This is a genomic window from Pseudomonas sp. B329, assembly GCF_023127835.1.
Taxonomy (GTDB): Bacteria; Pseudomonadota; Gammaproteobacteria; order Pseudomonadales; family Pseudomonadaceae; genus Aquipseudomonas; species Aquipseudomonas synxantha_A.
Genome location: NZ_SPKP01000069.1, coordinates 88,276 through 109,559 on the forward strand (window position 1 = coordinate 88,276; position 21,284 = coordinate 109,559).

General features: G+C 61.4%; 17 protein-coding genes. 9 read left to right on the forward strand and 8 right to left on the reverse strand.

All coding sequences use genetic code 11. The features are described from left to right. The first annotated feature begins 13 nt into the window (after positions 1–13). Genes E4P00_RS28410 through E4P00_RS28445 form a run of 8 tightly spaced genes read left to right on the forward strand, consistent with a single transcriptional unit; the run spans position 14 to position 6,480 of the window. A complete protein-coding gene (locus E4P00_RS28410) occupies positions 14–1,261 on the forward strand; it encodes an NAD(P)/FAD-dependent oxidoreductase (protein WP_248133486.1) in 1,248 nt (415 codons plus the stop codon). Then, positions 1,258–2,007, forward strand: a complete 750-nt coding sequence (locus E4P00_RS28415; RefSeq protein ID WP_078820101.1) for a class I SAM-dependent methyltransferase — start codon at positions 1,258–1,260, stop codon at positions 2,005–2,007. The genes E4P00_RS28410 and E4P00_RS28415 overlap by 4 nt, the downstream gene beginning before the upstream one ends. Next, the gene (locus E4P00_RS28420; protein ID WP_148852982.1) at positions 2,004–2,486 is read left to right on the forward strand and encodes a hypothetical protein; all 483 of its coding nucleotides are present in this window, start codon (positions 2,004–2,006) and stop codon (positions 2,484–2,486) included. Before E4P00_RS28415 ends, E4P00_RS28420 begins: the two co-directional genes overlap by 4 nt. Further along, positions 2,483–3,649: a beta-ketoacyl-[acyl-carrier-protein] synthase family protein gene (locus E4P00_RS28425; protein WP_248133488.1), complete on the forward strand. Its 1,167-nt coding sequence runs from the start codon at positions 2,483–2,485 to the stop codon at positions 3,647–3,649. Before E4P00_RS28420 ends, E4P00_RS28425 begins: the two co-directional genes overlap by 4 nt. Continuing rightward, positions 3,646–4,107, forward strand: a complete 462-nt coding sequence (locus E4P00_RS28430; RefSeq protein WP_078820098.1) for a hotdog family protein — start codon at positions 3,646–3,648, stop codon at positions 4,105–4,107. The genes E4P00_RS28425 and E4P00_RS28430 overlap by 4 nt, the downstream gene beginning before the upstream one ends. Next, positions 4,104–4,832 carry a 3-oxoacyl-ACP reductase FabG gene (gene fabG / locus E4P00_RS28435; protein WP_216090631.1) on the forward strand — a complete coding sequence of 243 codons (729 nt, stop codon included), beginning with the start codon at positions 4,104–4,106 and terminating at the stop codon, positions 4,830–4,832. The genes E4P00_RS28430 and fabG overlap by 4 nt, the downstream gene beginning before the upstream one ends. Next, positions 4,832–6,058: a beta-ketoacyl-ACP synthase gene (locus E4P00_RS28440; RefSeq protein WP_032878298.1), complete on the forward strand. Its 1,227-nt coding sequence runs from the start codon at positions 4,832–4,834 to the stop codon at positions 6,056–6,058. The genes fabG and E4P00_RS28440 overlap by 1 nt, the downstream gene beginning before the upstream one ends. A gap of 26 nt (positions 6,059–6,084) precedes the next feature. Further along, on the forward strand, positions 6,085–6,480 hold the full coding sequence (locus tag E4P00_RS28445; protein WP_078820097.1) for a hypothetical protein: 396 nt from the start codon (positions 6,085–6,087) through the stop codon (positions 6,478–6,480). 122 nt (positions 6,481–6,602) lie between these two features. Here E4P00_RS28445 and E4P00_RS28450 read toward each other — a convergent pair whose 3' ends face one another. Beyond that, a complete protein-coding gene (locus tag E4P00_RS28450; RefSeq protein ID WP_216090630.1) occupies positions 6,603–7,496 on the reverse strand; it encodes a LysR family transcriptional regulator in 894 nt (297 codons plus the stop codon). Between the two features lie 124 nt (positions 7,497–7,620). On the opposite strand from E4P00_RS28450, the gene E4P00_RS28455 reads away from it, so the two are divergent. Next, on the forward strand, positions 7,621–8,889 hold the full coding sequence (locus E4P00_RS28455) for an MFS transporter (RefSeq protein WP_248133492.1): 1,269 nt from the start codon (positions 7,621–7,623) through the stop codon (positions 8,887–8,889). A 122-nt stretch (positions 8,890–9,011) separates the two neighbouring features. Here the strand turns inward: E4P00_RS28455 and hemE are convergent, their stop codons facing one another. The 7 genes from hemE to E4P00_RS28490 all read right to left on the reverse strand — a co-directional run bounded on the left by hemE (position 9,012) and on the right by E4P00_RS28490 (position 21,234). Continuing rightward, the gene (gene hemE / locus E4P00_RS28460; RefSeq protein ID WP_005784052.1) at positions 9,012–10,079 is read right to left on the reverse strand and encodes a uroporphyrinogen decarboxylase; all 1,068 of its coding nucleotides are present in this window, start codon (positions 10,077–10,079) and stop codon (positions 9,012–9,014) included. Between the two features lie 252 nt (positions 10,080–10,331). Continuing rightward, entirely contained in the window at positions 10,332–11,750 is a 1,419-nt protein-coding gene (locus E4P00_RS28465; RefSeq protein WP_003187920.1) for an FAD-dependent oxidoreductase, read from the reverse strand. 32 nt (positions 11,751–11,782) lie between these two features. Further along, entirely contained in the window at positions 11,783–16,228 is a 4,446-nt protein-coding gene (gene gltB, locus E4P00_RS28470; RefSeq protein WP_032878304.1) for a glutamate synthase large subunit, read from the reverse strand. Positions 16,229–16,583: 355 nt separating this feature from the next. After that, a complete protein-coding gene (locus tag E4P00_RS28475) occupies positions 16,584–18,149 on the reverse strand; it encodes an AAA family ATPase (RefSeq protein ID WP_216090628.1) in 1,566 nt (521 codons plus the stop codon). A 10-nt stretch (positions 18,150–18,159) separates the two neighbouring features. Further along, positions 18,160–19,260, reverse strand: a complete 1,101-nt coding sequence (aroB, locus tag E4P00_RS28480) for a 3-dehydroquinate synthase (RefSeq protein WP_032878306.1) — start codon at positions 19,258–19,260, stop codon at positions 18,160–18,162. A 125-nt stretch (positions 19,261–19,385) separates the two neighbouring features. Further along, entirely contained in the window at positions 19,386–19,904 is a 519-nt protein-coding gene (gene aroK / locus E4P00_RS28485; protein WP_005784043.1) for a shikimate kinase AroK, read from the reverse strand. Between the two features lie 4 nt (positions 19,905–19,908). Beyond that, complete coding sequence (locus E4P00_RS28490) at positions 19,909–21,234, reverse strand: type IV pilus secretin PilQ family protein (protein ID WP_078820091.1); 1,326 nt, start codon at positions 21,232–21,234, stop codon at positions 19,909–19,911. Positions 21,235–21,284: the final 50 nt, after the last annotated feature.

A 21,284-nucleotide genomic window follows, 5' to 3' on the forward strand; every position in this document is an offset into this window, starting at 1 on the left:
GCAAGGAGCCCTCGTGCCCACAGTTGAAATGGAACGTCGCCAGGTGGTGGTGATCGGTGCCGGGCCATCCGGTGCCATTGCGGCTGCGCTGCTAAAGCGCAAAGGGCATGATGTATTGATCATCGAACGCGAGCATTTCCCGCGCTTTTCGATTGGCGAAAGCCTGCTGTCGCACTGCATCGACTTCATCGAAGAAGCCGGGATGCTCGACGCTGTGCAAGCGGCGGGCTTCCAGGTAAAAACCGGCGCCGCGTTCGCCTGGGGCGAGCGCTACAGTGCGTTTGACTTTGGCGACACCTTCAGCAACGGCAAGCCCACCACCTTCCAGGTGCAGCGCGGCGAGTTCGACAAGTTGCTGGCCGATCAGGCGGCGCTGCAAGGTGTGGAAATCCGCTATGGCCAAAGCATTGTCGGTGTGGATTTCTCCGGCGAGTGCCGCTACCTGCATGTGCGCCGACAGAACGGCAGCGCGTACCACATCAAGGCCAAGTTCGTGCTCGACGCCAGCGGCTATGGCCGCGTGCTGCCGCGCCTGCTGGACCTTGAGGCGCCCTCGAACTTCCCGCTGCGCCAGGCCGTGTTCACTCACATCGAAGACCGCATCGAACACCCAGGCTTTGATCGCAGCAAAATTCTGGTCACCACCCACCCGACCCAGCGCGACATCTGGTTCTGGACCATCCCGTTCAGCAACGGCCGTTGCTCGGTGGGCGTGGTCGCGGCCAAAGAGCATTTCGATGGCCGCGACAGCGACCTTGATGCCTGCCTGCGCAGCTTTGTCGATGAAACGCCAAGCCTGGCCGCCGTGCTGCAAAACGCCGTCTGGGACACCCCGGCACGCAGCATCGGCGGCTATTCGGCCAACGTCAAAAGCCTGCACGGCCCAGGCTTTGCGCTACTGGGCAATGCGGCGGAATTTCTCGACCCGGTGTTCTCGTCCGGCGTGACCATCGCCATGCGGTCGGCCAGCATGGCCGCCGCTGTGCTGCACCGTCAGCTCAACGGCGAGACCGTGGACTGGCAAAGCGAATTCGCCGAACCCTTGAAGCGCGGTGTCGATACCTTCCGCTGCTACGTCGAAGGCTGGTATGCCGGTACGTTCCAGGATGTGATTTTCCATCCTGGCAGCTCGCCGGAGATTCGCCGCATGATCAGTTCGATCCTGGCCGGTTACGCCTGGGATGAGCGCAACCCGTTTGTCAGCGAGCCTAAACGGCGATTGCGGATGTTGTCGGATATTTGTGCGAGTGAAGCGGTATGAGCAGTCCTGCCGTTGAAAAAAACTACCTGAGCAAAAATTATGTCGAGGAAACCAGGTTCGGCTTCTGGTTCCTGCGCAGCCACACCTGGCAGCATCACGTATTGCGTGTGGCGATCAACGACCTGCGCAGCCTGTTCAGCGAGCCGCTGCCGGTGGCCCCGGTGTTGCTGGACGCCGGTTGTGGTCAGGGTAAGTCCTTCCGGTTGCTGCAGCAGGTGTTTGCGCCTTCACGCCTGATCGGCCTGGATGCCGACCCCCACAGTCTGGAGCTGAGCCGTGAAGAGGCTGCGCGCCAGGGCCTGGCTGTCGAGCTGATCGGCAGTGACTGCGCCACCCTCGATGTACCGGACGCCAGCGTCGATATCGTGTTTTGCCACCAGACCTTTCACCACTTGGTCGAGCAACATCGCGCACTCAAGGAGTTCTATCGGGTACTCAAACCGGGCGGCTATCTGCTGTTTGCCGAATCCACCGAAGCCTATATCGACACCTGGGTGATTCGCTGGTTGTTCCGCCACCCGATGCATGTGCAAAAAAGCGCCGAAGAGTACTTGGAGATGCTGCGCGAGCAAGGCTTTGAATTCGACTCGCAGAATGTCTCGTACCCCTACCTTTGGTGGAGCCGCTCCAGCGACTTCGGCCTGCTGGAGCGCTGGGGCCTGCGCAAGGCGCCGCCGGTGGGCCAGCGCGAGGAAACCCTGGTCAACTGCGTAGCGCGCAAACCTTTGGAGAACGCCGCCTCATGATGCGCCTGCTGTTAATGGGTTGCCTGTTGCTGCTCAGTGCCTGCGCCAGCCAGGCACCGCTGCCGGAAAAAATCCCGGCGCTGGCCTTGCCGATGCAACTGCATGTGCAGCGCCTGGCGGACGGGCAGCGCCAGGACTGGCTGCTGGTGATCCAGCGCGAAGGCCACGCGATTCGCTGGTCGATGATGGACCCCTTGGGCATTCCCCTGGCCCGGCAAAAACTGCTCGATGGGCAGTGGCAGGCCGACGGCTTGCTGCCACCCAATCCCCAGGCGCGGGAGCTGTTTGCCGCGCTGCTGTTTGCCCTGACCCAGGCCGGTGATGTGCCGGCGCTGTATCCGCACGCCCAGGCCATGGACCTGACGCGCACGCTGCCGGGCCATTGGCAAATCATCTATCAGTCTTCCGAGGTGTTCAGCGTGAACATGGCCGGCCAGCCGTTGAGTTATCGCATCACCCCGCTGGGTATCAGCCGATGACCGCTTACCTCAATGCCCTCGGTGTGATCTGCGCCCTTGGCCGAGGCCAGGCCGAAGTCAGCCGCAACCTGTTTGCCGGTGACTGCTCAGGCATGCGCGCCGAAAGCGGCTGGGTGCCGGAGCGCGTGGTGCCGGTGGCTGCCGTCCAGGGCGAACTGGTGCCTTTGCCGGTGGAACTGGCTCAACAAAGCAGCCGCAATAACCAGTTGTTGCTGGAAGCGGCGTTGCAGATTGAAGATGAGATCCGTCAGGCCATTCAAACCTATGGCCGAGGGCGAGTCGGCGTGGTGCTTGGCACCAGCACCTCGGGCATCGACGAAGCCAGCCGTGGCATTGCCCATTACCTGCGCGACAAGCAGTTCCCTGCCGACTACGACTACCAGCAACAGGAACTCAGCGCCCCGGCAAACTTCCTCGCCGACTGGCTGCAAGTGAGCGGCCCGGCCTATGTGATTTCCACCGCGTGCACCTCCAGCGCCCGTGCCTTGATGAGCGCCCAGCGCCTGCTGAACCTGGGGGTATGCGATGCGGTAATCTGTGGTGGCGTGGACAGCCTGTGCAAGCTGACCCTGAACGGATTTACCTCGCTGGAAGCGGTATCCAGCGAGCGCTGCAACCCGTTCTCGGTGAACCGCAACGGCATCAATATCGGTGAGGCGGCGGTACTGTTCCTGATGAGCCGCGAGCCGGCACCGATCGCCTTGCTGGGCAGCGGTGCCAGTTGCGACGCTCACCATATCTCCGCGCCGGAACCCAGCGGCAAGGGCGCGTTGCAAGCGATGCGCAAGGCCCTGGCCAACGCAAAGCTGGCTCCCGAGCAGATCGGCTACCTGAACCTGCACGGCACCGCCACCCAACACAACGACGCCATGGAAAGCCATGCGGTCGCCAGCCTGTTCCCCGGCGGTGTGGCCTGTTCGTCGACCAAGCCCATGACCGGCCACACCCTTGGCGCCGCCGGAGCGCTGGAAGCGGCGTTCTGCTGGCTGAGCCTGGCTCAGGGCCAGCTGCCGCCTCACGTGTGGGATGGCCACGCCGACCCGGCGCTGCCGCCCTTGCAATGGACGCACAGCGGCGACACCTTGAAAAAAACCTGCCTGATGAGCAACTCGTTTGCCTTCGGCGGTAATAACGTCAGCCTGATAATCGCAGAGGCCCCATGATCGATTGGCCACTTGCCGAGCTGCTACCCCACGCGGGCGACATGATCCTGATCGACCAGGTGCTGTCGTTCGATGATGAGCAGATCCGCACCCGCGTCACCGTCAAGCCCGACGGCCTGTTCAACCGCCCTGACGGTAGCCTGCCGGCCTGGGTCGGCCTGGAATTGATGGCGCAAAGCGTCGCCGCTTATGCCGGCTGCCATGCACGCCAGCAAGGCCGCGCGGTGGAACTGGGCTTCCTGTTGGGTACACGCAAGTTCGAGTGCAATGTCGAGTACTTCCCGGCAGGCGCCGAGCTGAATATCCACGGCCTGCGCTCCCTGGAAGACGACAACGGCATGGGTGTGTTCGAATGCCACCTCACCGGTAAGGGTATCCAGGCCAGTGCGCGCCTGAACGTATTTCGACCGCCCCAGGCGGCCAACTATTTAGATGAATCGAAGGACCCAACGTCATGACTGAATCCGTACTGGTCACCGGCTCAAGCCGTGGCATCGGCCGCGCCATTGCCCTGCGCCTGGCCCAGGCCGGCCATGACATCGTGCTGCATTGCCGCAGTGGCCGCGCCGAAGCCGACACCGTGCAGGTCGAGATCGAGGCCCTGGGTCGCAAGGCGCGGGTGCTGCAATTCGACGTGTCCGACCGCGCCAGTTGCAAGGCCATCCTTGAAGCCGACGTGGAGCAACATGGCGCCTACTACGGCGTGGTGCTCAATGCCGGCCTGACCCGCGACGGCGCCTTCCCTGCCCTGTCGGAAGACGACTGGGACGTGGTGATGCGCACCAATCTCGATGGTTTCTACAACGTGCTGCACCCAGTGATGATGCCGATGATTCGACGTCGCGCCGCCGGGCGTGTCGTGTGCATCACCTCGGTGTCCGGGTTGATCGGCAACCGCGGCCAGGTCAACTACAGTGCTTCAAAAGCCGGCCTGATCGGCGCAGCCAAGGCGCTGGCGATCGAACTGGGCAAACGCAAGATCACCGTCAACTGCGTGGCGCCGGGGTTGATCGACACGGCGATGCTGGATGAAAACGTCCCCGTCGAAGAGCTGATGAAAATGATCCCCGCGCAACGCATGGGCACCCCGGAAGAAGTCGCCGGCGCGGTGAATTTCCTGATGTCGGCCGAAGCGGGCTATATCACACGCCAGGTGCTGGCCGTGAACGGAGGCTTGTGCTGATGAAGCGCGTCGTCGTCACCGGCATGGCCGGCATGACCTCCCTGGGCAGCGATTGGGACACCATCGCCGCCAACTTTCGCGCCAACCGCAGCGGTATCCGGCGCATGGATGAATGGGACCGCTTTACCGAATTGAACACGCGCCTGGCCGGGCCGATTGATGATTTTGTGGTGCCTGCGCACTGGACCCGCAAGCAATTGCGCAGCATGGGGCGCGTCTCGCGCCTGGCGGTGTGGGCAGCGGAGCAGGCACTGCAGGATGCCGGCTTGCTCGGTGACCCGTCGATCAAGGACGGGCGCATGGGCGTGGCCTGTGGCTCGTCCACCGGCAGCACCGATGAGATCAAGGCGTTCGGCAATATGCTGCTCAATTCCGTGGCCGAGGGGCTAAACGCCAACTCCTATGTGCGGATGATGCCGCACACCACCGCGGCGAATATCAGCATTTTCTTTGGCCTCACCGGGCGCTTGATCCCCACGTCCAGCGCCTGCACCAGCGGTAGCCAGGGCATCGGCTATGCCTATGAAGCGATCAAGTTCGGGCGCCTGCCCTTGATGCTCGCCGGTGGCGCCGAAGAACTGTGCCCCACCGAAGCCATGGTGTTCGATGCACTCTACGCCACCAGCCTGAAAAACGATGCGCCGCAAACCAGTCCGCGCCCCTACGACAGCGGCCGTGATGGCCTGGTGATTGGTGAAGGCGCCGGCATCCTGGTACTGGAAGAGTTGGAACACGCGTTGGCGCGGGGCGCGCATATTCACGCTGAGCTGGTTGGCTTTGGCAGCAATGCCGACGGCCAGCACACCACCCGCCCGGAACAGAAAACCATGCGCCGTGCCATGGAACTGGCACTGGAAGACGCTGGGCTTGCACCTTCTGCCATCGGCTATGTGAACGGTCACGGCACCGCCACCGACCAAGGTGACATCGCCGAAACCCTGGCCACCAGCAGCCTGTTCGGCAGCCGTATGCCGATCAGCTCGCAGAAGAGTTTCCTCGGCCACACCCTGGGTGCCTGCGGCGCGCTGGAGTCGTGGTTCAGCATCGAGATGATGAACCGCGACCACTACGTGCACACCTTCAACCTGGATTCGGTCGACCCGCAATGCGGCGAGCTCGATTACCTGCAAGGGGGCTTTCGCCAGATGCACAACGACTACGTGATGAACAACAATTTTGCCTTCGGCGGCGTCAACACCTCGCTGATCTTCCGCCGCTGGGCCTGACTTTTTAATCGATTGGAGAAAACGGAATGTCTTCCCTGCTACGCGCTACCCTGATCACCCTGGCCCTGTTGACCACTGCCGGCTGCACCAGCAAACCAGTGCTCAACACCCAGCACGAACTGCCGGCCACGACCCAGGTCAGCGAAGAAAAAATGAAACAGGTGATCGTCGCCGCCCTGCAAAAACGTGAGTGGACAGTACAACGCCTGAGCCCGCAACTGGTGCAGGCCGAGATCACCGTGCGCGGCCAGTTCTATGCAGCAATCGATATCCGCTACACCCGCAACAGCTACGCCATCACCTACCGCGACAGCCGCGACCTGGGCTACAAGGACGGCAAGATCCATCGCAACTACAACCGCTGGGTGAGCATGCTGGACCGGGATATTCTGGCGGGGATACGCTCGGCCGGGATGCAGTAAGGCCAAATGTGGGAGGGGGCTTGCTCCCGATAGCAGTGTGTCAGTCTCAGTCTCTCTAACTGAACCACCGCTATCGGGAGCAAGCCCCCTCCCACATGAGATATGCCATGTTCTCAAGGGCGTTATTCAGATGCCCTGTGCGTCAACAACTCCACAAACCCCTTAGCCATCGGTGTTTGCACGCCCTTGCGCTGCACCAGCCACACCGCCGTCATCGCCTCCGGGTCGAGCAGTGTGCGGTAGACCACGCCATCAATGCGGATACGCTGGTAAGACGCCGGCAACACCGACACGCCCAACCCCGCCGCCACCAGGCCGATGATGGTCATCGCCTCCCCCGCTTCCTGGGCAAAATGCGGGCTGAACCCGGCGTCGCGGGCCAGGTTGAGCAGTTGGGCATACAGGCCGCTGCCGTAGGTGCGTGGGAAAAATACAAAGGGTTCCTGCGCCAACTGCGCCAGGTGCAGGCCGCGCTCGCTGCCTTCCACCAACGGATGGCCGGCGCTCAATACGGCAACCAGCGGCTCGCGCATCAACTCGACCACGCTCAGCGAATCAGGCAACGGCAAAGGCCGCATCAGCCCGACCTGGATCGACTCATCCACCAATGACTCGGCCACCTCCGTGCTGCTCATCTCCTGCAGATTGAGGTGCACTGCCGGGAAAGCCTGGCGAAACGCAAAGATCGCCTGGGGAATACTGGAATTGAACGGCGCGGAAGATGTGAAGCCGATCTTCAACTCCCCGAGCTCTCCTAATTGCGCTCTGCGCGCCACGTCTGCCGCCTTGTCGACCTGGGCCAGCACCAGCCGCGCCTCTTGCAGGAACAGGCGCCCGGCCTCGCTCAGCTCGACCCGACGATTGGTACGCTCAAATAACCGCGCCCCCACCTCTTGCTCCAGTGCCTGGATCTGCTGGCTCAAGGGCGGTTGCGATATGCCCAGCACCTGCGCGGCGCGGCCAAAGTGCAGTTCTTCAGCGACGGCGATGAAGTACCGCAGGTGACGTAATTCCATGCACACCTCATTAGGTCGTAGAACCTATCAAACAGGTCGAACAATATATTGGAAAGAATCATTAGCCAGCTATATTCTTTTTCGTATTGTCAGTCCTGGCAGACTTTCCTCCCCGAGGTCCCCCGTGAATCCTGCTGTTGCTCCACTTGCCCAACACACCCCGCCCTCAGCCCTTGATGACGTGGTGGTGCAGCTCAATGACGAGTACATCGAAAAAGGCACGCCGATGTTCATGCGCACGGTGTTGGCGCTATTTTCCGGCGGGTTTGCCACCTTTGCCCTGTTGTATTGCGTACAGCCGATGATGCCGGCGCTGTCCCATGAATTTTCCATCAATGCGGCGCAAAGCAGCCTGATTCTTTCGGTCGCGACCGCGATGCTTGCCTGCGGCCTGCTAATCACCGGGCCGATTTCCGACCGGCTGGGGCGCAAGCCGGTGATGGTCGCCGCGTTGTTCTGTGCGGCGCTGGCCACCATCGCCAGCGGTCTGATGCCGACCTGGGAGGGGATTCTGCTGATGCGGGCGCTGGTGGGCCTGTCCCTGAGCGGCCTGGCTGCCGTGGCGATGACCTACCTCAGCGAAGAGATCCACCCGCAGCACATAGGCCTGGCCATGGGCCTGTACATCGGCGGCAATGCGATTGGCGGCATGAGCGGGCGCCTGATCATCGGCGTGTTGATCGACTTCGTCAGCTGGCACACCGCAATGTTGATCATCGGCGCCCTGGCCCTGATCGCGGCCACTGTGTTCTGGAAGATCCTCCCACCATCGCGCAACTTCCGCGCCAGCAGCCTCAAGCCGCGCAGCCTGGTGGATGGCTTCGTCATGCATTTCAAGGATGCGGGCTTGCCGTGGCTGTTCCTGGAAGCCTTCCTGCTGATGGGCGCGTTCGTAACGATGTTCAACTACATCGGTTATCGCCTGCTGGCCTCACCCTATGAGCTGAGCCAGGCCGTGGTCGGCCTGCTGTCGCTGGTGTACCTCTCGGGCATCTACAGTTCGGCCAAGATCGGCTCTCTGGCCGACCGCCTTGGCCGCCGCCGCGTGCTGTGGGCCACCATCGTGCTGATGCTCGCCGGCATGGCCCTGACGCTGTTCACCCCGCTGTGGCTGGTGGTGCCGGGCATGTTGATCTTCACTTTCGGCTTCTTCGGCGCCCACTCGGTGGCCAGCAGCTGGATCGGCCGCCGTGCGGTGAAAGCCAAGGGGCAGGCGTCGTCGCTTTACCTGTTCTGCTATTACGTGGGATCGAGTATTGCCGGGACGGCAGGCGGGTTCTTCTGGCATTTTGCCGGGTGGAACGGGATTGGCGGATTCATTATCGCGCTACTGATCGGCGCGTTGCTGGTGGCATTGAGGCTGGCGAAGTTGCCGCCGTTGGGGCAGGTCTGAAGGTTTCCGGCTTTTAATGTGGGAGGGGGCTTGCTCCCGATAGCGCTGGTTCAGTCAATAAATCTGTTGACTGACACTCTGCTATCGGGAGCAAGCCCCCTCCCACATTTTTGCTCTGTGCTTTATTCGTGGTATTGCGCCGAGAGTTCGTGGACTGCGCGTAGGAACGCACCCGCATGTTCCGGATTCACTTCCGGCGTGATGCCATGGCCGAGGTTGAACACATGGCCGGTGCCCTTGCCATAGCTGGCGAGGATGCGTCCGACTTCGGCACGGATCGCTTCCGGCTTGGCGTACAGCACAGTGGGGTCCATGTTGCCTTGCAGCGCAACCTGGTTTCCAACGCGACGGCGGGCTTCGCCGATATCGCAGGTCCAGTCCAGGCCCAATGCATCGGCGCCAGCATCGGCGATGCTTTCCAGCCACAGGCCGCCGCCCTTGGTGAACAGGATGACCGGAACCTTGCGACCTTCGTGTTCGCGGATCAGGCCGCTGACGATCTTGCGCATGTAGGCCAGGGAGAATTCCTGGTACGCCGCCGCCGACAGGTTGCCGCCCCAGGTATCGAAGATCTGCACCGCTTGCGCACCGGCCATGATCTGGCCGTTGAGGTAGGAGGTCACCGACTGTGCCAGCTTGTCCAGCAACAGGTGCATGGCTTGCGGGTTGTCGTAGAGCATGGCCTTGGTCTTGCGGAAGTCTTTCGACGAACCGCCTTCGACCATATAGGTGGCCAGCGTCCACGGGCTGCCAGAGAAGCCAATCAGCGGCACGCGACCGTTGAGCTCGCGGCGGATGGTGCTGACCGCATCCATCACATAACCGAGGTCTTTGTGCGGATCAGGGATCGGCAAGGCTTCGATATCGGCCAGGGTACTGACGACTTTCCTGAAGCGCGGGCCTTCGCCGGTCTCGAAGTACAGGCCCTGGCCCATGGCGTCGGGGATGGTGAGGATATCGGAGAAGAGAATGGCCGCATCCAGTTGTGGGTAGCGGTCCAGCGGCTGCATCGTGACTTCGCAGGCGAACGCAGGATTCATGCACAGGCTCATGAAGTCACCGGCGTGGGCGCGACTGGCGCGGTATTCCGGCAGGTAGCGACCGGCTTGACGCATCATCCACACGGGCGTGACGTCTACAGGTTGCTTGAGCAGGGCACGAAGGAAACGGTCGTTCTTGAGGGCAGTCATGTCGGCATCCGCAAAAAAAGTGCGGGCATTTTCTCAGAGCGCGACGCAAAAGGCACGGCAAGAGCGGAGCCTTTTGTCTATCGGGTCAATTTGTCGCAATGACTGGCAACACAAACCTCAATGTGAAATGAGGTTTGTGTGGGAGCTGGCTTGCCTGCGATAGCATCAACTGGGTCTGGCTGACAGACCGAGTTGCCTGCATCGCAGGCAAGCCAGCTCCCACATTTGATCGCATTTCAGACTGAAATTTGATCAGACCTGCAGGTAGTCCAGGATCCCTTCGGCGGCATTGCGGCCTTCGAAGATCGCCGTCACTACCAGGTCAGAGCCGCGCACCATATCGCCACCGGCGAAGATTTTCGGGTTGCTGGTCTGGTGCTTGTACTGGCCTTGTTCCGGGGCTACCACGCGGCCCTGGCTGTCGGTCTGGATTTCGAACTGCTCGAACCAGGGCGCCGGGCTTGGACGGAAACCGAAAGCGATGACCACGGCGTCAGCCGGGATGATTTCTTCGGAACCCGGGATCGGCTCGGGGCTGCGACGGCCTCGGGCATCCGGTTCGCCGAGACGGGTCTCGACCACCTTCACGCCTTCGACGCGGTCTTCACCGACGATCGCAATCGGCTGGCGGTTGTAGAGGAATTTCACGCCTTCTTCCTTGGCGTTCTTCACCTCTTTGCGCGAGCCGGGCATGTTGGCTTCGTCGCGACGATACGCACAGGTGACCGACTTGGCGCCCTGGCGGATCGAGGTACGGTTGCAGTCCATCGCGGTGTCGCCACCGCCCAGCACCACGACCTTCTTGCCTTTCATGTCGACGAAATCTTCCGGCGACTTTTCAAAGCCCAGGTTGCGGTTGACGTTGGCGATCAGGAAGTCGAGCGCGTCATACACGCCCGGCAAGTCCTCACCGGCAAAGCCGCCCTTCATATAGGTGTAGGTGCCCATGCCCATGAACACCGCATCGTATTCGGCGAGCAGTTGCTCCATGGTGATGTCTTTGCCGATCTCGGTATTGAGGCGGAACTCGATACCCATGCCGGTGAACACTTCACGACGGTGACTCAGTACGGTTTTTTCCAGCTTGAACTCGGGAATACCGAAAGTCAGCAGACCACCGATCTCCGGGTTCTTGTCGAACACCACCGGGGTCACGCCACCACGCACCAACACGTCGGCACACCCCAGGCCCGCCGGGCCCGCGCCGATGATCGCGACGCGCTTGCCGGTCGGTTTGACCTTGGACATATCCGGGCGCCAGCCCATGGCGAACGCGGTGTCGGTGATGTACTTCTCCACCGAACCGATGGTCACTGCGCCGAAGCCGTCGTTGAGGGTGCAGGCACCTTCACATAGACGGTCTTGCGGGCACACCCGGCCGCAGACTTCCGGCAGGGTGTTGGTCTGGTGCGACAGCTCGGCGGCGGCGAGAATGTTGCCCTCGGCCACCAGTTTGAGCCAGTTGGGAATGAAGTTGTGCACCGGGCACTTCCATTCGCAATACGGGTTACCGCACCCCAGGCAGCGGTGGGCCTGATCGGCCGAGTGCTGGGGCTTGAAGGGTTCGTAGATTTCCACGAACTCTTTCTTGCGTTGACGCAACAGTTTCTTCTTCGGATCTTTGCGCCCGACATCGATGAACTGGAAGTCGTTATTCAGACGTTCAGCCATGTTAAAACCTCATCAAACTGTTCAGGCGCATATCACTGCGGGTTGGCACGGATGCTGGAAAGCAACGATTTCAGGTTGGCAGCCTTGGGCTTGACCAGCCAGAAACGACGCAGGTAATCATCGAGGTTTTCGGCGAGGTTGCGACCCCATTCACTGCCGGTCTCCTCGACATACTCGTCCAGCACGTGCTGCAAGTGGTTCCGGTAGGATTCCATGGCTTCACCGCTGATCCGCTGGATCTCGACCAACTCGTGGTTGACCTTGTCGACGAAGGTGTTGTCCTGGTCGAGCACGTAGGCGAAACCGCCGGTCATGCCCGAACCGAAGTTGTAACCGGTCTTGCCCAGTACCGCGACAAAGCCCCCGGTCATGTACTCGCAGCAGTGATCGCCAGTGCCTTCCACCACGGTGTGGGCACCGGAGTTACGCACGGCGAAGCGCTCACCGGCAGTACCCGCGGCAAACAGCTTGCCACCCGTGGCGCCGTACAAGCAGGTGTTGCCGATGATGGCACTGTCCTGGGTCTTGTACACGCTACCGGCTGGCGGGACGATAACCAGCTTGCCGCCGGTCATGCCTTTGCCCACGTAGTCGTTGGCATCGCCTTCCAGATACATGTGCAGGCCACCGGCGTTCCACACACCGAAACTCTGGCCCGCAGTGCCCTTGAAGCGGAAGGTGATCGGCGCTTTCGCCATGCCCTGGTTGCCGTGCTTGCGCGCGATTTCACCGGAGATGCGAGCACCGATGGAACGGTCGCAGTTGCAGATATCCAGGGCGAATTCGCCACCGCTGGCATCGCTGATCGAGGAGCCGGCCATTTCGACCATTTTCTCGGCCAGCAGGCCTTTGTCGAACGGCGGGTTGCGGTCCACTTGGCAGAATTGTGGCTTGTCTGCGGGGATGTGATCGCTGCCCAACAGCGGTGTCAGGTCCAAATGCTGTTGCTTGGCGGTCTGGCCTTCGAGGATGTCCAACAGGTCGGTGCGACCGATCAGCTCTTCCAGCGAACGCACGCCCAGCTTGGCCAGCCACTCACGGGTTTCTTCGGCGACGTAGGTGAAGAAATTCACCACCATGTCGACGGTGCCGATGTAGTGGTCCTTGCGCAGTTTTTCGTTCTGAGTCGCCACGCCAGTAGCGCAGTTGTTCAGGTGGCAGATACGCAGGTATTTGCAGCCCAGCGCGATCATGGGCGCAGTGCCGAAGCCGAAACTCTCGGCGCCGAGGATCGCGGCCTTGATCACGTCGAGGCCGGTTTTCAGGCCACCGTCGGTCTGTACCCGCACCTTGCCGCGCAGGTCGTTGCCGCGCAGGGTCTGGTGGGTTTCGGCCAGGCCGAGCTCCCACGGCGCACCTGCGTACTTGATCGAGGTCAGCGGCGAAGCGCCGGTGCCGCCGTCGTAGCCGGAGATGGTGATCAGGTCGGCATAGGCCTTGGCGACGCCAGCGGCGATGGTGCCGACGCCCGCTTCTGCGACCAGTTTTACCGAGACCAGGGCCTGCGGGTTGACTTGTTTGAGGTCGAAAATCAGCTGCGACAAATCTTCAATCGAGTAGATGTCGTGGTGCGGCGGCGGCGAGATCAGGGTCACGCCCGGCACTGCATAACGCAGCTTGGCGATCAGGCCGTTGACCTTGCCGCCTGGCAATTGCCCGCCCTCACCCGGTTTGGCGCCTTGGGCAACCTTGATCTGCAGCACTTCGGCGTTGACCAGGTACTCCGGGGTCACACCGAAACGGCCGGTTGCCACCTGCTTGATTTTCGAGCTTTTGAGCGTGCCATAACGCGCCGGGTCTTCGCCGCCTTCGCCGGAGTTGGAACGCGCACCCAGGCGGTTCATGGCTTCGGCCAGGGCTTCGTGAGCCTCAGGTGACAAGGCGCCCAAGGAAATACCGGCGGAGTCGAAGCGCTTGAGGATCGATTCCAGCGGCTCGACTTCGGCGATATCCATCGGCGTGTCCAGGGTCTTCACCTTGAACAGATCGCGGATCATCGACACCGGGCGGTTATCCACCAGGCTCGTGTATTCCTTGAACTTGGCGTAGTCGCCCTGCTGCACGGCGGCTTGCAGGGTACTGACCACGTCCGGGTTGTAGGCGTGGTATTCGCCACCGTGCACGAACTTGAGCAGGCCGCCTTGCTGGATCGGCTTGCGCGCGCTCCAGGCTTCGGCAGCCAGGGCTTTCTGCTCGGCTTCGATATCGACGAAACGTGCGCCCTTGATACGGCTCGGCACGCCACGGAAGCTCAGCTCGCAGACTTCTTCGGACAGGCCGATGGCTTCGAACAATTGCGCACCGCGGTAGGAGGTGACGGTGGAGATGCCCATCTTCGACAGGATCTTCAGCAGGCCCTTGGTGATGCCCTTGCGGTAGTTCTTGAACACCTCGTAGAGGTCGCCCAACACTTCACCGGTACGGATCAGGTCGCCGAGTACTTCATACGCCAGGAACGGGTACACCGCCGAGGCGCCGAAGCCGATCAGCACCGCGAAGTGGTGCGGGTCACGGGCAGTGGCGGTTTCCACCAGAATGTTGGAGTCGCAGCGCAGGCCTTTTTCGGTCAGCCGGTGGTGCACCGCGCCGGTCGCCAGGGACGCGTGGATCGGCAACTTGCCCGGCGCGATATGGCGGTCGGTCAGTACGATCTGAGTGCGGCCGGCGCGCACAGCTTCTTCAGCCTGGTCGGCGACGTTGCGCACAGCGGCTTCAAGGCCGAGGCTCTCGTCGTAGTTCAGGTCGATGATCTGGCGGTCGAAGCCTGGACGCTCCAGGGTCATCAGCGAGCGCCACTTGGCCGGGGAAACGACCGGCGAGCTGAGGATCACACGGGAGGCGTGCTCAGGCGATTCCTGGAAGATATTGCGCTCGGCACCGAGGCACACTTCCAGGGACATCACGATGGCTTCGCGCAGCGGGTCGATCGGTGGGTTGGTCACCTGGGCGAACTGCTGGCGGAAGTAGTCGTACGGCGTGCGCACGCGCTGTGACAGCACAGCCATCGGCGTATCGTCGCCCATGGAGCCTACGGCTTCGTAGCCTTGCTCGCCGAGCGGGCGCAGCACCTGATCACGTTCTTCGAACGTGACCTGATACATCTTCATGTATTGCTTGAGCTGGTCGATGTCGTAGAAAGCCGAACCGTGGTCATTGTCTTCCATGGTCGCCTGGATGCGCAGGGCGTTTTTGCGCAGCCATTGCTTGTACGGGTGACGCGACTTCAGACGGTTGTCGATGGCGTCGGTGTCGAGGATCTGTCCGGTTTCGGTGTCCACGGCCAGGATCTGGCCAGGACCGACACGGCCTTTGGCGATCACGTCTTCAGGCTTGTAGTCCCACACGCCGATTTCCGACGCCAGGGTGATAAAGCCGTTGGTGGTGGTGACCCAGCGCGCCGGGCGCAAGCCGTTACGGTCGAGCAGGCACACCGCGTAGCGGCCGTCGGTCATGACCACGCCGGCCGGGCCGTCCCACGGTTCCATGTGCATCGAGTTGTATTCGTAGAACGCCCGCAGGTCCGGGTCCATGGTCTCGACGTTCTGCCACGCAGGCGGAATGATCATGCGCACGCCACGGAACAGGTCGATGCCACCGGTGACCATCAGCTCAAGCATGTTGTCCATGCTGGAGGAGTCGGAACCCACGCGGTTGACCAGCGGGCCGAGCTCTTCGAGGTCCATCAAATCGTTGGCGAACTTGGTGCGACGGGCCACGGCCCAGTTGCGGTTGCCGGTGATGGTATTGATCTCGCCGTTGTGGGCGAGGAAGCGGAATGGCTGGGCCAGCGGCCATTTCGGCAGGGTGTTGGTGGAGAAGCGCTGGTGGAACACGCAGATCGCGGTTTGCAGGCGCTCGTCGCTCAGGTCTGGATAAAAGGCGGTGAGATCCGCCGGCATCATCAGGCCTTTATAAATGATGGTCTTGTGGGAAAAGCTGCAGATGTAATGGTCAGTGTCGGCGGCGTTGAGCACCGACGAACGACGACGGGACGTGAACAGCTTGATCGCCATGTCCTGGTCGCTCAGGCCGTCACCCGCGATGAACACTTGTTCGATCTGCGGCAGGCGCTCCAGGGCCAGGCGGCCGAGTACGCTGGTGTCGATTGGCACTTTGCGCCAGCCGACCAGTTGCAGGCCGGCAGCAACGATCTCGCGGTTCATGTTTTCGCGAGCGGCTTCGGCTTTTACCGGGTCCTGGTTGAAAAACACCATGCCCACGGCGTACTGCTTGGGCAGGTCGGCCGCAAAATGCTCTTTGGCGACAGCGCGCAGGAACTGGTCGGGCTTTTGAATCAGCAAGCCGCAACCGTCACCGGTCTTGCCGTCGGCGTTGATCCCACCGCGGTGGGTCATGCAGGTCAGGGCCTCGATGGCCGTTTGCAAAAGGGTATGACTGGGCTCGCCCTGCATGTGGGCTATCAGGCCGAAACCGCAGTTATCCTTGAATTCATCGGGTTGGTACAGACCTGCTTTCATAGACACTTTCTCACCAGGCTGCCTCTTACATCGAGGCAAATTTCTTTTCAATTCAACCGGTTACCTTCCACGCCGAACGTACGCCGGCTTAGCGGGGGCAAAAGGGAGGTCATTGTACACACCGACACAGACGCTCACAAATTTAGCGACGAAATGTCGCAAATCTATGTCGCATTTATGAAAGGTTTAAAGCGATATGCTGTGCTAGTCAAAACTTTTTTAATTCTGACCGCTACGACTCAAAAGCTACTGTGGCGCAGACACCACAAAGCGCACGGTCCTTGCGGGGGACTGCACGCCTTGCGATTGTTTTTTGAGGTGCCGGGAGGGCGGCCTGGGTAAGGCCGCCGGATCTTCAGCGAGTTGCTGCCAGTTCTTGTTGAACGCTGGCAACAGTGCGAGGCCAAGGTTTACCAGCCTGAACCTTCGCTGGCAAGGCCTTGATGGCAGAATCGGCTGCGGCGCGGCTTGGGAAGCTGCCGTAGGTGATCACGTAGAGAGGCTTGCCGTTGAGCACTTTCTTGAAATAACGGTACTGGCCGCCCTGCTCCTTGACGAACGCCTGGGCGTTGGCCTCAGAGCTGGTGCCGAGGATCTGCACCACGAAATTGCCGGTAGGCTGGCTGCTGTACCAGCTGCTGCCAGCGGCGCCGGCCTTGGCCACGGTAGCGGCAGGTTTTTCAGCAGGCTTGGCCGCGGGTGCCGGCTTGGCAACTGGTGCTGCGGGCTTGGCAGTCGCTACTGTCGGCGCCGGGGTCGGCTTGGCAACTGGCGCAACCGGTGCGGCAGGCGCTACTGGGGTTGCTGGCGTGCCGGCCGGTACGCCCGCTGGTGGCGCGGTGGTGGTCACGGTCGGCGGCGTGGCGCTGGAGCCTTCCACCGGCACGCCGTCGTCGCCTTCGGAGATGCCACCGGCTTCTTCAGCCAGCGGGCCGCGCATTACAGGCTGGCCGACCATAGGCAGATTGGTTGGTTGGCCGGAGTTGGCGAATTCGACATTTGGCGTGGGCTTGCCCAGTGGCAACTGCGCCTGCTCAGTTGGCGCGCCGGTTGTTGTCGGTGCCTTGTTGCGACCCGGGATCAACCAGGCGGCGGCTACAGCGACCACGACAACGGCGGAAATAGCCAATACGTGCTTCTTAGGCATAGTGAACCCCATCTTTGGACGCTTGACCGCAGAGCGGCTGGCAATCATGGCTTCGATCATTGCATCGCGGGCAACCTGGTTGATGTTTCCAGGCCAGCCATCGGAGCTTTCGTGAATATCAGAGATCTGCGCAGCGGAGAAAAGTTCGATACCGGCCCCTGCACCCTCGAGGCGCTGAGCCAGGTATTCGCGGGTTTCTTCCTCTTCGTACGGCTGCAATTCGATGACGTGGAACAACTCTTGCTCACCGCTGATCTGCTCCAGATCGGCGATCAACGACGACTCGCCAAACAGGAACACATGCGGGCGGCCTTCCGGCGTGCCCGCGGCCAGCGCCAACAGCGCTTCCAGCGCGGATTCGTCAAGCTGCTCGGCGTCGTCGACCAGCAGGTAGACTTCCTGGCCGGTCAGGCCCAGTTGCACCACCTGTTTGAGAATCGCGTTCGGCTCGGCGTTGGATACGTCCAGGGCCTGTGCAACCTGGCGCAGTACGCCCGCTGCGTCACCGGCGCCACGGGCCGATACCACCACGCTCTGCACCGATTGCTTGTTGGTGCTGGCGACCAGCGCCTGGCGCAGCAAGGTCTTGCCACTGCCCAACGGTCCCGTGACCACCAGCAGCAACTGGCTGTAGCGCGCCAGATGATGCAGTTGCCCCAATACCGGCTTGCGCTGCGCAGGGAAGAATTTGAAACCAGGCACCCGTGGAGCAAAAGGGTCATGGCTCAAGTGATAATGGCCGAGGAACGCCTCGTCGGCATGCAAACTAGTCATCGGGATCTTATTAACCTTTAAGCTGGGCCAGGGCGCGGTAATCCGCTCCCAGCGTGGCCTGTAAAATCTCTTTCGGATAATCGTCGGTCACCACCGCCTCGCCCATGTGGCGCAGCAGTACCAGTCGCAGTCGACCGTCGATCACTTTCTTGTCTATTGCCATATGTTCGAGAAAATCTGCCTCGGTCATCTCTGTGGGAGGGATGACCGGTAAGCCGGCGCGCTGGAACAGGCGGATACCGCGATCACGCTCCTGGGCGGTGATCCAGCCCAGGCGTTGCGACATCTCCAACGCCATCACCGTGCCAGCCGCTACGGCTTCCCCATGCAGCCACACACCATAGCCCATGTGCGTTTCGATCGCATGGCCGAAGGTGTGGCCCAGGTTCAGGGTAGCGCGCACGCCGGACTCCCGTTCGTCGGCATTGACCACCAGCGCCTTGGCGGCGCAGGAGCGGGAAATCGCTTCGGTCAAGGCCACCTGGTCGAGTGCGCGCAAGGCATCTACATGTTCTTCAAGCCAGCTCAGGAAGGGCTCGTCACAGATCAGCCCGTACTTGATGACTTCCGCCAGGCCCGCCGACAACTCACGCGGTGGCAGTGTGTTGAGGGTAGCGGTGTCGATCAGCACGGCCTGTGGCTGGTAGAACGCACCGACCATGTTCTTGCCCAGCGGGTGATTGATACCGGTTTTGCCGCCCACCGAAGAATCGACCTGGGACAACAGGGTGGTCGGCACCTGGATAAAGTCCACGCCACGCTGGTAGCAGGCTGCAGCAAAACCGGCCATGTCGCCGATCACACCGCCGCCCAGGGCAACCACGGTGGTTCGACGGTCATGGCGCGCAGTCAGCAGGCCATCAAAGATCAGTTGCAGGGTTTCCCAGTTCTTGTGGGCTTCGCCGTCGGGCAACACCACGGAAATCACCGAATACGCCGCAAGGCTGCGGCTCAAACGCTCAAGATACAGGGGCGCAACCGTTTCGTTGGAGATGATCGCCACCTGCCGACCGGCAATATGCGGCGCGAGCAGTTCGGGCTGGTCCAACAGACCTTCGCCAATGTGGATCGGGTAGCTGCGCTCGCCTAGATCGACCTTAAGTGTCTGCATGTTTCCCCGCGTTGAAGATGTATTGACGACCGGCAATGTCGCAATCCGACATCACCTGATGGCTCTACGCCACACCTCACAAGGTTATGGCGCGCCGCCGAGAATAGCGCATTTCGGGCCAGGCTTTAACGGGGTGGCAACCGCTGCAGGCGCTCCAGAATATCGAGCACCACCATCCGAGGGGGTCGCTCATCGGTTTCCACCACCAGATCGGCGATTTCCCGATACAGCGGATCGCGCAGCGCCAGCAGGTCCCGCAGGGTTTTTTCCGGGTTGGCGGTGCGCAGCAACGGGCGATTGCGATCGCGGGCGGTGCGGCCCACCTGCTGCTCGACCGAGGCATGCAAATACACTACCCGACCACCGGCATACAGCGCTCGACGGTTTTCGTCGCGCATGACGGCGCCACCGCCGGTCGCCAATACCACGCCATCGCAGCCACACAGCTCGGCAATCATCGCCTGCTCGCGGTCACGAAAGCCCAGCTCGCCTTCTTTATCGAAGATCCATGGGATATTGGCACCCGTGCGCAATTCAATTTCCTTGTCGGAATCTTTGAACGGCAGGCGCAGCTCTTTGGCCAGCAAACGGCCGATGGTGCTCTTTCCAGCCCCCATCGGCCCTACAAGAATCAAATTTCGCACAGAATCAACGACTCACAGCAATCGCCTGGTTATTCATGATACGCGGAGTCAGGAATACCAGCAGCTCGGATTTTTTCTCCGCCAGCACATCGCGCCGGAAAAGGCGGCCAAGATACGGCACATCGCCCAAAAATGGCACTTTATCTACCACTTTGCTTTGGGTATTGGAGAAAACCCCACCGATGACGATGGTCTCGCCATCCCTGACCAGCACCTTGGCGTTGACCTCGTTTTTCTTGATCGGCGGTACATCATTGAGCCTGTTCAAGTAATCGGGCTCATCCTTGGTGACCTTGACCGCCATGATCACGTGGTCGTCGGGGGTGATTTGCGGCGTGACCTCCAGCGAAAGCGAAGCCTCCTTGAACGACACCGAGGTAGCGCCCTGGGAGGTGGACTCTTGATAGGGAATTTCGGTGCCCTTGAGGATTCGTGCCGTCTCCTTGTCGGACGTGACCACCTTGGGCTGCGAGACGATTTCGCCGTTGCCGGTTTTCTCCATGGCTGTCAGCTCAAGGTCCAGCAGTAGATTGTCGGTGATGTAGGCCACGCCCAGACCCGAGGTGCCGGTCAGCGAACCCAAGTCGACAAACGGGGAGCTGGGCGGGTTTTGCGGCGGTTCGGCGCCGTCTGCCACGGGCTTGGAAATACCTCCGACACTTCCCCTGCCATGACTGAGCCGCCCACCCCAGCGCACGCCCAGGCTTTTGTCGTAGTCGACATTGGCCTCGACAATTCGCGCCTCGATCATCACTTGGCGGACGGGAATATCCAGTTGCGCCACGATACGCCGCAGCTCTTCGAGCCGTTCGCCGGTCTGGTAGGCGATGATGTTGTTGGTGCGATCATCCACCGCCACCGAGCCGCGCTCATCCGTGGCGCCTTCAAAACCTGTGACCGACTGAAACAGCTTGGCCAGGTCCGCCGCCTTGGCATAGTTGACCTGCAGCAGCTCCCGACGCAGCGGTGCCAGTTCCGCCATCTGCTTGCGCGACTCCAGCGCCAGCAGTTCGCGAGCGGCCAACTCATCCGCAGGTGCCACCAGCAACACACCGGCTTTCACGCGCTTATCCAGACCTTTGGTTTGCAGCACCAGATCCAGCGCCTGATCCCAAGGCACATCCTTGAGCCGCAGGGTAATTGAGCCCTGCACTTCATCACTGGTCACCAGGTTGAGCCCGGCGACATCGGCGATTTGCTGCAAGACCGCCCGCAGGTCGATGTCCTGGAAATTCAGGTTCAGCCGGGTGCCTGTATAGCTGACCGACGCTGCACTGTCGGGCGGCGGCAGGTGGATCAGGTCCAGGCGATTGGGCACAGCAGCAGCCATCGGTGCCGTGAACGCTATCCATAGCGCCACACCGAAGGACGAGAAAGTCC